General features: G+C 68.7%; 11 protein-coding genes. 8 read left to right on the top strand and 3 right to left on the bottom strand.

The genetic code is table 11. From position 1 onward, the window contains the following. Window positions 1-6 precede the first annotated feature (6 nt). From ACZ5PP_RS10290 to ACZ5PP_RS10260, 7 genes are all read left to right on the top strand, one after another. Window positions 7-2,127, top strand: a complete 2,121-nt coding sequence (locus ACZ5PP_RS10290; protein ID WP_464827030.1) for a 4Fe-4S binding protein — start codon at window positions 7-9, stop codon at window positions 2,125-2,127. Between the two features lie 10 nt (window positions 2,128-2,137). Next, window positions 2,138-2,785: a TorD/DmsD family molecular chaperone gene (locus tag ACZ5PP_RS10285; RefSeq protein ID WP_004323740.1), complete on the top strand. Its 648-nt coding sequence runs from the start codon at window positions 2,138-2,140 to the stop codon at window positions 2,783-2,785. Window positions 2,786-2,852: 67 nt separating this feature from the next. Then, complete coding sequence (locus tag ACZ5PP_RS10280) at window positions 2,853-3,059, top strand: twin-arginine translocation signal domain-containing protein (protein WP_004323741.1); 207 nt, start codon at window positions 2,853-2,855, stop codon at window positions 3,057-3,059. A gap of 13 nt (window positions 3,060-3,072) precedes the next feature. After that, a complete protein-coding gene (locus ACZ5PP_RS10275) occupies window positions 3,073-5,985 on the top strand; it encodes a formate dehydrogenase subunit alpha (RefSeq protein ID WP_043745043.1) in 2,913 nt (970 codons plus the stop codon). Between the two features lie 12 nt (window positions 5,986-5,997). Continuing rightward, the gene (gene fdh3B / locus ACZ5PP_RS10270) at window positions 5,998-6,636 is read left to right on the top strand and encodes a formate dehydrogenase FDH3 subunit beta (protein WP_464827029.1); all 639 of its coding nucleotides are present in this window, start codon (window positions 5,998-6,000) and stop codon (window positions 6,634-6,636) included. Further along, the gene (locus ACZ5PP_RS10265; protein ID WP_004323744.1) at window positions 6,633-6,869 is read left to right on the top strand and encodes a hypothetical protein; all 237 of its coding nucleotides are present in this window, start codon (window positions 6,633-6,635) and stop codon (window positions 6,867-6,869) included. Before fdh3B ends, ACZ5PP_RS10265 begins: the two co-directional genes overlap by 4 nt. Window positions 6,870-6,879: 10 nt before the next feature. Next, window positions 6,880-7,902, top strand: a complete 1,023-nt coding sequence (locus ACZ5PP_RS10260; RefSeq protein ID WP_012586081.1) for a formate dehydrogenase subunit gamma — start codon at window positions 6,880-6,882, stop codon at window positions 7,900-7,902. A 298-nt stretch (window positions 7,903-8,200) separates the two neighbouring features. On the opposite strand, the gene ACZ5PP_RS10255 is transcribed toward ACZ5PP_RS10260, so the two are convergent. Further along, window positions 8,201-9,523 (bottom strand): IS1182 family transposase, encoded by a 1,323-nt coding sequence (locus tag ACZ5PP_RS10255; protein WP_004301215.1) that lies wholly within the window; start codon window positions 9,521-9,523, stop codon window positions 8,201-8,203. Between the two features lie 111 nt (window positions 9,524-9,634). Between ACZ5PP_RS10255 and ACZ5PP_RS10250 the strand changes: the two genes are divergently transcribed. Continuing rightward, window positions 9,635-10,798, top strand: a complete 1,164-nt coding sequence (locus ACZ5PP_RS10250; protein WP_464827028.1) for a THUMP domain-containing class I SAM-dependent RNA methyltransferase — start codon at window positions 9,635-9,637, stop codon at window positions 10,796-10,798. A gap of 21 nt (window positions 10,799-10,819) precedes the next feature. Here the strand turns inward: ACZ5PP_RS10250 and ACZ5PP_RS10245 are convergent, their stop codons facing one another. Next, window positions 10,820-11,956, bottom strand: a complete 1,137-nt coding sequence (locus ACZ5PP_RS10245) for a PilT/PilU family type 4a pilus ATPase (RefSeq protein WP_004309696.1) — start codon at window positions 11,954-11,956, stop codon at window positions 10,820-10,822. A 41-nt stretch (window positions 11,957-11,997) separates the two neighbouring features. Continuing rightward, window positions 11,998-13,041 (bottom strand): type IV pilus twitching motility protein PilT, encoded by a 1,044-nt coding sequence (locus ACZ5PP_RS10240; protein WP_004309695.1) that lies wholly within the window; start codon window positions 13,039-13,041, stop codon window positions 11,998-12,000. Window positions 13,042-13,078 lie beyond the last annotated feature (37 nt).

Below are 13,078 nucleotides of genomic sequence, written 5' to 3'. Positions count from 1 at the left end.
GAACACATGAGCGAACGCCGCGACCCGACCTCCCGTATCCACCTGTGCGATTGCAACCGCAGCTTCGCGCTCGACGCCGGGCGTCTTGCCGCGGGCACGGATGTCGCGATGCAGTGTCATCACGCGCTCTGCGGCGTCGAACTCCCGGCGCTGCAAACTTCGCTCGCAGGCGGGAAGACCGTGCATGTCGCCTGTACGCAGGAAACCGCGCTCTTCGGCGAACTCGCGGAGGAAGCCGGCGCGGGCGAGCGCATCCGCTTCTTCAACCTGCGCGAGCACGCCGGCTGGTCGGCCGAGTCCGCGGCGGCAACGCCCAAGCTCGCCGCGCTGATCGCGGCGGCCACCACCTTGGCCGACCCCGAGCCGGTGGCTGCGGTGCAGATGAGCGCCGGGCGCAGCCTGCTGATCATCGGCGAGGCGGGCGCGGCGCTGGGCTGGGCGGAGCGCCTGGCCGGCAGCTTCGAGCCGGCGGTGCTGATCACCGCGCGCTCGAAGGACGTGGAGCTGCCGGCGGTCAACGCGTACCCGGTGTGGTCGGGCAGGCCGGTGCGGCTCGGCGGCCACCTCGGCGCCTTCGAGCTGGAGTGGACGCAGCACAACCCGATCGATCTCGAGCTGTGCGTGCGCTGCAACGCCTGCGTCAAGGCCTGTCCCGAGGGCGCGATCGGCTGGGACCTGCAGGTCGATGTCGACGCCTGTCGCAGCCACGGCGCCTGCGTCGCCGCCTGTGGCGAGATCGGCGCGATCGACTTCGCGCGCCAGGACAGCGCGCGCAGCGAACGCTTCGACCTCGTGCTCGACCTGTCGGCCGAGCCGCTGCTGCGTCGCGTCGAGCTGCCCGACGGCTACGCCGCGCCTGGGCGCGATCCCTTCGAGCAGGCGCTCGCGGTGCAGGCGCTGGGGGAGTTCGTCGGCGAGTTCGAGAAGCCGCGCTACGTAGCCTTCGAGGCCGCCCTGTGTGCGCACAGCCGGGCGAAGAAGACCGGCTGCAGCAACTGCATCGAGTCCTGTTCCACCGCGGCGATCCGCTCGAACGGCGACGTGATCGCGGTCGACCCGTATCTGTGCAAGGGCTGCGGCACCTGCAGCACGGTGTGTCCCTCGGGCGCGCTGTCCTTCCAGTATCCGCGCGTGCCCGAGCTCGGCCAGCGCGTGAAGACCCTGCTCGCCGAATACGCGCGCGCCGGCGGCACCGACGCCTGCCTGCTGTTTCATTCCGCCGAGGCCGGCAGCGCCGCGATCGCCCGCCTCGCGCGCCGCGGCCGCGGCCTGCCGGCGCGGGTGATCCCGGTCGAGGTGTGGAGCGCCGACGCGGTCGGGCTGGACCTGATGCTCGGCAGCCTCGCGCTCGGCGCCTGCCAGGTGGCGGTGCTCGCCGCCGGCAGCCACGACGCCGCGCCGCTCGAGGCGCAGGCGGGTCATGGCCAGGCCATCCTCTCCGCCCTGGGTTACGGCGGCGAACACCTGCGCGTGATCGAGGCCGACGCCGACGACTGGCAGGCGCTCGAGCGCGCACTGTACGACTGGGCTCCGGCGATGACCGTCGCCGAACCCGCGCGTTTCCGGTTGCTGGCGAAGAAGCGCGAGACGCTGGACTTCGCGCTCCGCCATCTGGTCGCCCACGCGCCTGCCACGACCACGCCTGCGGGCCTGCCGGCGGCGATCGCGCTCAACGCGGGCGCACCCTTCGGCCAGGTGATCGCATCCGACGCCTGTACCTTGTGCATGTCCTGTACCGGCGCCTGTCCGGCGGGCGCGCTGCGCGCCGCCAGCGACGCCTACCGCCTCGAGTTCGTCGAGAAGAACTGCCTGCAGTGCGGCCTGTGCGAGGCGTCCTGCCCGGAGTCCGCGATCACGCTCGAGCCGCGCCTGCTGCCGGGCGAGTACGGCACCGAAGGTGCGCGCCGCGCGCGCGCCCTGCGCGAAGCCGACATCTTCCACTGCACCGCCTGCGGCAAGGCCATGGGCGCCGCGCCGCTGATCGAATCCATGATCGCCCGCCTGTCCGGCCACGCCATGTTCGCCGGCGAGGCCGAGCGCGCGCGCCTGCGCATGTGCGCCGACTGCCGGGTGATCGACATGATGAAGGCCGAAACGGCCGTCAAGGCCTGGGACCTCACTGAATGAACGACTCCGAATGAGCGCAGCCGCGAACGCCAGCATTTCCATCCAGCCCCAGCCGACCTGGTCGGACGAGGACCGCGCGCGCGCCGAGCACTACGCGCTGATCGCCCGTCTGTTCCACGCCGCGCCCGACGCTGCGCTGCTCGCGGCGCTCGCGCAGGCGGGGCGGACGCTCGGCGGCGAGGGCGGCGAGCTGCCGCGTGCCTGGGCCGCTTTGGGCGCGGCGGCGCAGACGATGCCGCTGCAGGCGGTGGCCGAGGAGTTCGACGCCTTGTTCGTCAGCGTCGGCAAGCCCGAGGTGATGTGCAACGGCTCCTGGTACCTGACCGGCTTCCTGCAGGAAGAGCCGCTCGCCGAGCTGCGCGACGACCTCGCCGAACTCGGCCTGGGCCGCCGCGCGGGCGTGACCGAGACCGAGGACCACATCGCCGCACTCGCCGAGGTCATGCGCCACCTGGTGCTGACCGGGCCGGACGACGCGGGGCTGGCGCGCCAGCGGCGCTTCTTCGGCCGCCACCTCGCGCCCTGGTACGCGCAGTTCGCCGGCGCGCTTGCGGCGGCGCCGGGGGCGGATTTCTACGCGAAGGTCGGCGGCCTGCTGGCGGCCTTCATGGACATCGAGCGCGAGGCGTTCGACATGCTGGAGGCGGAAGCGCGCTGAGCGCGGCCGCCATGGACACGATGCGGGGCGGGCGGGCGCCTGCGCCGCGAATGAGGGGAGAGCGAGGATGAAGGACGAAAACACCAAGCTGTCGCGCCGCAACTTCCTGGCCGCGATCGGTGCCGGCAGTGCCGCTGGCGCCGCCACGCTGGCCGCGACCGCCGCCCAGGCGTCGCCTGTCACCGCCAAGGTGGTCGAGGAGGCGCGCCGCGAGGTCGCCGACCAGGGCGTGAGCGAGCACATGCGCAATTACTACCGCACGACGCGGATCTGAGGAGGACGCGAGGATGTTGACGAAGAAATCCGCGACCGCCGCCACCAGCGCGCGTCGCCTGCGCGGCGCCGCCGCGCGCCAGCTCGGCCAGACCATGGACCGCCGCGCCTTCCTGAAGCGCTCCGGCCTGGGCGTGGGCGCCGGCGCGCTCGCCACCCAGCTGCCCTACAACTTCATCGGCGCCGCCGACGCCGCGGCGCCCGCGGGCGTGTCGCGCGCCGAGGGCAAGGCCGAGATCCGCCGCACCGTGTGCACCCACTGCTCGGTGGGCTGTGCCGCCGACGCGGTGGTGCGCAACGGCGTGTGGGTGCATCAGGAGCCGGTGTTCGACTCGCCGATCAACCTCGGGTCGCACTGCGCCAAGGGCGCTGCGCTGCGCGAGCATGGCCACGGTGAATACCGCCTGAAGTATCCGATGAAGCTGGTCGACGGCAAGTACCAGAAGATCTCGTGGGAGCAGGCGCTCAACGAGGTCGGCGACCGCCTGCTGAAGATCCGCGAGGAGTCCGGCCCCGACGCGGTGTATTTCATCGGATCGTCGAAACATAACAACGAGCAGGCCTACCTGCTGCGCAAGTTCGTCTCCTTCTGGGGCACCAACAACACCGACCACCAGGCGCGCATCTGCCACTCCACCACCGTGGCGGGCGTGGCGAACACCTGGGGCTACGGCGCGATGACGAACTCCTACAACGATATGCAGAACGCCAAGGCGATGCTGTTCATCGGCTCGAACGCGGCCGAGGCGCACCCGGTGTCCTTGTTGCACATCCTGCACGCCAAGGAAAACGGCGCCAAGATGATCGTCGTTGACCCGCGCTTCACCCGCACCGCGGCCAAGGCCCACCAGTACATCCGCATCCGCTCCGGCACCGACGTTCCCTTCCTGTTCGGCCTGCTGTACCACATCTTCCAGAACGGCTGGGAAGACAAGCAGTACATCGACGACCGCGTGTTCGGCATGGACAAGATCCGCGAGGAAGTGCTCGCCAAGTGGACGCCGGACAAGGTGGAAGAAGCCTGCGGTGTGCCCGCGGAGCAGATGCTGCTCGCCGCCCGCACCATGGCCGAGAACCGCCCGAGCACCATCGTCTGGTGCATGGGCCAGACCCAGCACTCGATCGGCAACGCGATGGTGCGCGCCTCCTGCATCCTGCAGCTCGCGCTCGGCAACATCGGCAAGTCGGGCGGCGGCGCCAACATCTTCCGCGGCCACGACAACGTGCAGGGCGCGACCGACGTCGGCCCCAACCCCGACTCCCTGCCCGGCTACTACGGCCTCGCCACCGGCTCGTGGAAGCACTGGGCGAACGTGTGGGGCGTGGACTACGAGTGGGTCAAGGGTCGCTACGTCTCGCAGGAGCTGATGGAGAAGTCCGGCATCACCGTGTCGCGCTGGATCGACGGCGTGCTCGAGAACAAGGACCTCATCGACCAGCCCGCCGGCAACCTGCGCGCGGTGGTGTATTGGGGTCATGCGCCCAACTCGCAGACGCGCGGCGCCGAGATGGTCGAGGCGATGAAGAAGCTCGACACCCTGGTGGTGATCGACCCCTATCCGTCGGCCACCGCGGCGATGGCGGCGATGGTGCGGAAGGACGGCGTGTACCTGCTGCCGGCCTGCACCCAGTTCGAGACCCACGGCTCGGCGACCGCGTCGAACCGCTCGATCCAGTGGCGCGAGAAGGTCATCGAGCCCCTCTTCGAGTCCAAGCCCGATCACACCATCATGTACGCCTTCGCGAAGAAGTTCGGCTGGGCCGAGCAGTTCGTGAAGAACATCAAGCTCGAGAAGGATGCCCAGGGCTGGGACGAGCCGAGCATCGAGGACACGCTGCGCGAGATCAACCGCGGCACCTGGACGATCGGCTACACCGGCCAGTCGCCCGAGCGCCTCAAGCTGCACATGAAGAACATGCACACCTTCGACGTCAAGACGCTGAAGGCGGTGGGCGGCCCCTGCGACGGCGAGTACTTCGGCCTGCCGTGGCCGTGTTACGGCACGCCCGAGATGAAGCACCCCGGCACGCCCAACCTCTACGACACCTCCAAGCACGTGATGGACGGCGGTGGCAATTTCCGCGCCAACTTCGGCGTGGAGAAGGACGGTGTGTCGCTGCTCGCCGGCGCGGGCTCGGCCTCCAAGGGCGCCGACCTGCAGATGGGCTACCCCGAGTTCGACCACGTGCTGTTGAAGAAACTGGGCTGGTGGGACGAGCTCACCGACGCCGAGAAGGCCGCGGCCGAGGGCAAGAACTGGAAGACCGACCCCTCGGGCGGGATCATCCGCGTGGCGATGAAGAACCACGGCTGCCACCCCTTCGGCAACGCCAGGGCGCGCGCGGTGGTGTGGAACTTCCCCGACCCCATCCCGCAGCACCGCGAGCCGATCTACTCGCCGCGCCCGGACATGGTCGCCAAGTACCCGACCCACGACGACAAGATGAAGTTCTGGCGCCTGCCCACCCTGTACAAGTCGATGCAGGAGAAGGTGAAGGACATCTCGAAGGACTACCCGCTGGTGATGACCTCCGGACGCCTGGTCGAGTACGAGGGCGGCGGCGAGGAGACCCGCTCCAACCCCTGGCTGGCCGAGCTGCAGCAGGAGATGTTCGCCGAGGTGAATCCGAAGGACGCCAACGACGCGGGCTTCCGCAATGGCGAGTACATCTGGGTCGAGTCGCCCACCAAGGCGAGGCTCAAGGTGCGCGCCCAGGTCACCCAGCGCGTGGCGCCGGGCACGGTCTTCCTGCCCTTCCACTTCTCCGGCTGGTGGCAGGGCAAGGACATGCTCGAGTTCTACCCCGCGGGTGCGGCCCCGGTCGTGCGCGGCGAGGCGGTCAACACCGCCACCACCTACGGCTACGACTCGGTGACCATGATGCAGGAAACCAAGACCACCCTGTGCCGCGTGAGCAAGGCCTGAGGAGAATAGACAATGGGACGCATGAAATTCCTCTGTGACGCCGAGCGCTGCATCGAATGCAACGGCTGCGTCACCGCGTGCAAGAACGAGCACGAGGTGCCCTGGGGCGTGAACCGCCGCCGGGTGGTGACGATGAACGACGGCGTGCCGGGCGAGCGCTCGATCTCGGTGGCCTGCATGCACTGCTCGGACGCGCCCTGCATGGCGGTGTGCCCGACCGACTGCTTCTACAAGACCGAAGACGGCGTGGTGCTCCACGACAAGGACAAGTGCATCGGCTGCGGCTACTGCTTCTATGCCTGTCCGTTCGGCGCGCCGCAGTTCCCCAACGGCCCGGCGGCTTTCGGTGCGCGCGGCAAGATGGACAAATGCACCTTCTGCGCCGGCGGCCCCGAGGAGACCGGCTCGGCCGCCGAGTACGAGAAGTACGGCTCCAACCGCCTCGCCCAGGGCAAGTTGCCGCTGTGCGCCGAGATGTGCTCGACCAAGGCGCTGATCGCCGGCGACGCCGACGTGGTGGCCAACATCTTCCGCGAGCGCGTGCTGCGCCGCGGCACCGGCGCCGAGGTGTGGGGCTGGGATGCGGCCTACGGCGGCGGTGAGCGCAAACAGGAACGCAACCAGGAACGCAAGCGGGAGGGGCAGTCATGAGTACCGGCAAGCTGAAGTCGATCGCGCTCGCGACGCTGGCCGGCGCTGCGCTGCTCGGCCTGTCGGCCTGCAGCGAGGTGCCGCAGGTCACGGTGTACGAGCAGGGCCAGTACCGCGGCAAGACCGACGCCCGCCCCTGGGAAGGCGGCGAGTTCAAGGGCGACCGCGCGGCCTGGGAGAAGGCGCTCAAGGAGCGTTCCCGCGGCCAGAACGAGTACAACCGCATCCAGTGAGGAGATCGTCATGACGACACACGCGATGCGGGGGCAGCGCGGCGGCTGGCTCGCCGTGCTGCTGCTCGCGCTCATGCTGTGGGCGACGGCGCTGCCGCTGCAGGCGGCAGCGCCGCAGCACGGCAGTACCGCGGCGGACCAGGCCGAGCGCCAGGTCGAGCGCCCGCTCAACAACGCGCCGGTGTGGCGCGCGGTGCGCTCGGGCGAGGAGCACTTCACCCTCTCGCGCAGCCCCGAGGCCGGTGTGCTGATCCAGAGCGAGGGCAACACCTGGCGCCAGCTTCGCAACGGCCCGGTCACGCTCTACGGCGGCTGGCTGCTCATTCTCGTGCCTTCGGCCATCCTGCTGTTCTGGCTGGTCAAGGGCACGATGAAGCTGCACGGGCAGAAGACCGGGCGCAAGATGCTGCGCTTCTCGGCTTTCGAGCGCTTCGTGCACTGGGGCACGGCGATCAGCTTCCTGCTGCTTGCCGTCACCGGAGTGGCGATCCTGTTCGGCAAGCACGTGCTGCTGCCGCTCATCGGCCATGGCGGGCTGGGCCTGCTGCTCAACGCCGGCAAGCTGGTGCACAACTACGTCGGTCCGCTGTTCGGGGTCTTCGTGGTGCTGATGTTCTTCGCCTTCCTGCGCGACAACGTCTGGCGGCCGATCGACGCGCAGTGGATCCGCCGCGCCGGCGGCCTGCTCGACGGCAGCCACGTGCCTTCGGGACGCTTCAACTTCGGCGAGAAGACCTGGTTCTGGTTCGGCGTCACCTTCCTCGGCCTCACCGTGGCGATCTCCGGCCTGATCATGGACTTCCCGAACCTGGGTGACTGGAGCCGTGCCGACATGCAGACCGCGAACATCGTGCATGCGATCGGCGCCATCCTGATGCTGGGGCTGGCCTTCGGCCACATCTACATGGGCACGCTCGGCGCCGAAGGCGCCTACGAGTCGATGAAGACCGGCTACGTCGACGAGACCTGGGCGCGCGAGCACCACGAGCAGTGGTACCACGACGTCAAGGCGGGCAAGTCCGGGCACCCCTGAGCGGGCCCGCCATCTCCTCTCCCTCGTCCGGGCCGCCCATCCCTTCGGCCCGGGACGCTTCGGCCCCGACCGGCATCGCATGCCTGCGGGGCCGCGTTTTGTCGGCTTCCCGGGGATCGCGCTGCGGCGCATGGGCCCACTAGGAGTCTGCGCGGCAGAACTCCAGAGCGTGTTTTCTAGCAGAATGATTGGCGAACCGCGAGGTGCGGCACGAGACTGAGGCCGTGGTCAAGTTGCTTTGCGACGGCGCGGCGCGCATGCCGGACGGCAACGGGGACAGGTTTGCCCCCTTTTCCCGTCATGCCGTCCTCAATGTGCTCATCCTGCGCAGGTTCAGCGCCATACAGACGAGCTTCCACTCCGCTTTGACGCGCTCCAGGCCCCGCAGGCTGAACTGCCGGAATCCCAACACGTTCTTGATCCAGCCGTTGGGCGGTTCGGCGATCCATTTCCGTTTTCGGTAGGCGCTCTTGCCCGCCTCGCTCTCGAGCTTGTCGGCCATCTGCGCGGTGTGCGGATTGCGTTCGCGATCGAAGCCGAGTCGGCGCTTACCTTCCCGGCCCAGCGCCACCACCAGTTCGGTCCCGCACCCGTCGAGTTCCCGGAACGTTTGCTCCGAGCGGTAGCCGGTGTCGGCCAGCGCCTGGCGCGGTCGGTGTTCGACGTTGTCGCGCACGGCCTGCAGTACCCCCGCCAGTTGCCCGGCGTCGCTGGCGTTGTTGGTCAGCTCGGCCGCCACGATGATGTGGGCGGTCTCGTCGACCGCCGTCTGGGCGTTGTAGCTCGGATCGAAACCGCCGCCGGCGCGCTTCATGATGCGGCTGTCCGGATCGGTGAAGTTCTCCTGCGCCTTGTCCTCGGGCACTCCAAAGTCGCGCTTGTAGCGCCCGCCCTTCGGTTTGCCGTCACCGCCGCGCGGGCGACGCTCGTCATCGTCGCTGCGCCCGCGCGCCTGATCGGCCTCGCGCTGGCGCTGCTCGAGCCGCGCCCGGGCTTCAGCAATCGCCGTCAGCCGCGCCTCGCGCCGCGCGATCTCGGCCGGCACATCCCACTCGGGCTCGTTCCGCTCGGCGTCGTCGGCGGCCTTGGCCCGATTGAGCAGCGCCTCGATCTGCCGTTTCAACTCGGCCTCCGCCTTCACCATATGGCCGTAACTCATCGCCTTGTGGCGGCTGGCGTTTGCCTTGACCTTGGTGCCGTCGATGGCCACCGTCCCGAGCTTGACCAGCCCCATCTCGCGGGCCAGTCGCACCACCTGCACGAACAACTCGCTCAGCTCCTTCAAATGGACCGCGCGAAAGTCGCTCAGCGTGCGGTGGGCCGGGAAGTTGTCTGCCGCCAGGACCCGGAACGCCACATCCTCGTGCAGCTTGCGCGCGATCTTGCGCGAACTGAACACGCCCGTGGCGTACGCATACAGCAGCACCTTGACCATCATGGCCGGATGAAACGGCTGGTTGCGCGGTCCGCCACCGGCATACCGGGCGTGGAACGCGCTCAGATCCAACCCGTCGACCGCGTCGCTGATGAAGTACGCCAAGTGGCCTTCGGGTAGCCACTCCTGCAGCGCCTGGGGCAGCAGCATCTGCTGCTGCGGGCAATAGGGCAGATAGCTCGTCATCTCGACAGTCTACCGGCCCCGAAACGCCCGCGAGGACTTAACTCACCGACGCTTGGCTTCTGCCGCGCAGACTCCTAGGTACAATCCGTTTTTGTCCGCCCGGAGCCCGACATGGCCGAAACCTTCTTTTCCCCCTGCCCGCGCGGCCTCGAGGCGCTGCTGGCCGAAGAGCTGGTGACTTTCGGCGCGCGCGCGGCGCGCGCGGTGCATGGCGGGGTGAGCTGGGAGGGCAACTGGGACGCCTGCCGGCGCGCCAACCTCGAGAGCCGGCTCGCCACCCGCGTGCTGTGGCGGGTGGGGCAGGGGCGCTATCGCGCCGAGGTCGACATCTACAAGCTCGCCTATAGCGTCACCTGGGCGAAGTGGTTCACCGCCGACGACACCATCCGCATCTACGTCACCGCGCAGAAGTCGCCGCTCAAGAGCCTCGAGTTCATCACCCTGCGGGTGAAGGACGCGGTGTGCGACCACTTCCGCACGGTGGCCGGACGGCGGCCGAACGTGGATACCGCCGACCCGGCGGTGCGCATCCACCTGTTCCTCACCGTCGACACCGCCACGCTATATGTCGACACCACCGGCGAGCCGCTCTACAAGCGTGGCTACAAGCCTGCTGCGGTGGAGGCGCCGCTGAAGGAGAACCTCGCCGCCGGCATCCTGCGCCTCACAGGCTGGCAGCCGGACGAGGCCTTCGTCGATCCGATGTGCGGCAGCGGCACCTTCCTGATCGAGGCCGCGCAGATGGCGCTCGACATCGCGCCGGGCCTCGGGCGCGGTTTCGCCTTCGAGCGCCTGCGCATCCACGACCGCGGCGCCTGGGCGGCGCTGCGCCGCGCCGCCGAGCAGCGCCGCAAGCCGGCGCGCGTGCTGCCGATCTTCGGTTCGGACGTGGTCGGCGAGTGGGTGCGGCGCAGCCGCATGAACCTCGACGCGGCCGGGCTGGCCGACTGCGTGCGCCTGGACCGCGCCGACGTTCTCGAGCGCACGCCGCCGGCCGCCGCGGGGGTGATGGTGGCGAATCCGCCCTACGGGGTGCGTATCGGCGAGGCGGAGGAACTCCTCGCCTTCTATCCCCGCCTGGGCGACGCGCTCAAGCAGCGCTGGGGCGGCTGGCGCTGCTATCTGTTCAGCGCCGACCCCGAGCTGCCCAAGCGCATCGGCTTGAAGGCGAGCCGGCGCACGCCGCTCTTCAACGGCGCGCTCGAATGCCGCCTGTTCGAGTACCGCATGGTGGCCGGCAGCAACCGCGAGCGCACGCCGCGTCCGCAGGAGTAACAAAGCGCGCGGTGTCCCGCCCTACAGGATGCCGAGGTTCTGGATGCCGCCGCCGGCCGCGAGGGGGTCGCCGTGGCGGCTGTTGAGCTTGATCTGCAGGCGCAGGTCGTTCACCGAGTCGGCGTTGCGCAGCGCGTCCTCGTAGCCGATCAGGTCGTCCTCGTAGAGCTGGAACAGCGACTGGTCGAAGGTCTGCATGCCGAGCTCGCGCGAGCGCTTCATCACGTCCTTGATCTCGGGCACGTTGCCCTTGAAGACCAGGTCGGCGATCAGCGGCGAGTTGAGCATCACCTCCACCGCCGGTACGCGGCCCTTGCGGTCCTTCATCGGCAGCAGGCGCTGCGAGACCATCGCGCGCAGGTTCAGCGACAGGTCCATCAGCAGCTGCTGGCGGCGGTCTTCCGGGAAGAAATTGATGATGCGGTCGATCGCCTGGTTGGCGCTGTTGGCGTGAAGGGTGGCCAGGCACAGGTGGCCGGTCTCGGCGAAGGCGATCGCGTAGTCCATGGTCTCGCGGTCGCGGATCTCGCCCATCAGGATCACGTCGGGCGCCTGACGCAGGGTGTTCTTGAGCGCAGACATCCAGGACTCGGTGTCGATGCCGATCTCGCGCTGGGACACGATGCAGTTCTTGTGCTGGTGCACGAACTCGATCGGGTCCTCGATGGTGATGATGTGGCCGTAGGTGTTCTCGTTGCGGTAATCGACCAGGGATGCGAGCGAGGTGGTCTTGCCGGTGCCGGTGCCGCCGACGAAGATCACCAGCCCGCGCTTGGCGAGCGCGATCTCGGTGAGCACCGGCGGCAGGCCGAGCTCCTTGAAATTGGGGATCTTCTGCGGGATGGTGCGCAGCACCAGGGCGACGCGGCCCTGCTGCACGAAGGCATTGGCGCGGAAGCGGCCGATGCCCGCCGGCGAGATGCCGAAGTTGCACTCCTTGTGGGTCTCGAAGTCGGCGGCCTGGCGGTCGTTCATGATCGCGCGCGCCAGCTCGGTGGTGTGCTGCGGCTGCAGGATCTGGTTCGACTGCGGCACGATGCGGCCGTCGACCTTGATCGCAGGCGGGAAGCCGGCGGTGATGAAGAGGTCCGAGCCGTTCTTCTGCAGCATCAGCCGCAGCAGGTCGTGCATGAACTTGAGGGCCTGGTCGCGTTCCATGGTCTGCGTGCTCCTGCCCGGGACGGGCGGGTGGATGCCGCTCAGGCGGCGAAGCTGTCCTTGTTCTGCGCCTTCACGCGTGCTTCCGCGGCCGACACGACGTTGCGCCGGACCAGGTCGACGAGGCACTGGTCGAGGGTCTGCATGCCGATATTCTGGCCGGTCTGGATCGAGGAATACATCTGCGCGATCTTGTTCTCGCGGATGAGGTTGCGGATCGCCGGGGTGCCGATCATGATCTCGTGCGCCGCGACCCGGCCCTGGCCGTCCTTGGTCTTGAGCAGGGTCTGCGAGATCACTGCGCGCAGGGACTCCGAAAGCATCGAGCGCACCATGTCCTTCTCGGCCGCGGGGAAGACGTCGACGATCCGGTCGATGGTCTTGGCCGCGGATGAGGTGTGCAGGGTGCCGAACACCAGGTGGCCGGTCTCGGCGGCGGTGAGGGCGAGGCGGATGGTCTCGAGGTCGCGCATCTCGCCCACCAGGATCACGTCGGGGTCCTCGCGCAGCGCAGCGCGCAGCGCGTTGTTGAAGGACATGGTGTCGCGGTGCACCTCGCGCTGGTTCACCAGGCAGCGCTTGGATTCGTGCACGAACTCGATCGGGTCCTCCACGGTGAGGATGTGGCCGTACTCGTTTTCGTTCACGTAGTCGAGCATCGCCGCCAGCGTGGTGGACTTGCCCGAGCCGGTCGGCCCGGTCACCAGCACGATGCCGCGCGGCTGGTGGGCGATCTCCTTGAAGATCTTCGGGCAGTTGAGCTCCTCCAGGGTCAGCACCTTGCTCGGAATGGTGCGGAACACCGCGCCTGCGCCGCGGTTCTGCTGGAAGGCGTTGACGCGGAAGCGCGCGAGGTTGGGCACGGCGAAGGAGAAGTCGCACTCCCAGGTCTCCTCGAGCTGCTTGCGCTGCGCGTCGTTCATGATGTCGTACACCATGGCATGCACCTCCTTGTGCTCGAGCGGCGGCAGGTTGATCCGGCGCACGTCGCCGTGCACGCGGATCATCGGCGGCAGGCCGGCGGAGAGGTGGAGGTCGGAGGCCTTGTTCTTGACCGCGAAGGCGAGCAGTTCGGTGATGTCCATGGTATTCCGGCGCGAATGGCGACACGGCCGCCTGCGC

This window comes from Thauera sp. DNT-1 (assembly GCF_055393985.1).
The sequence above is the reverse complement of the archived record's forward strand: the minus strand, read 5'-3'. Positions and strand labels throughout refer to the sequence as shown.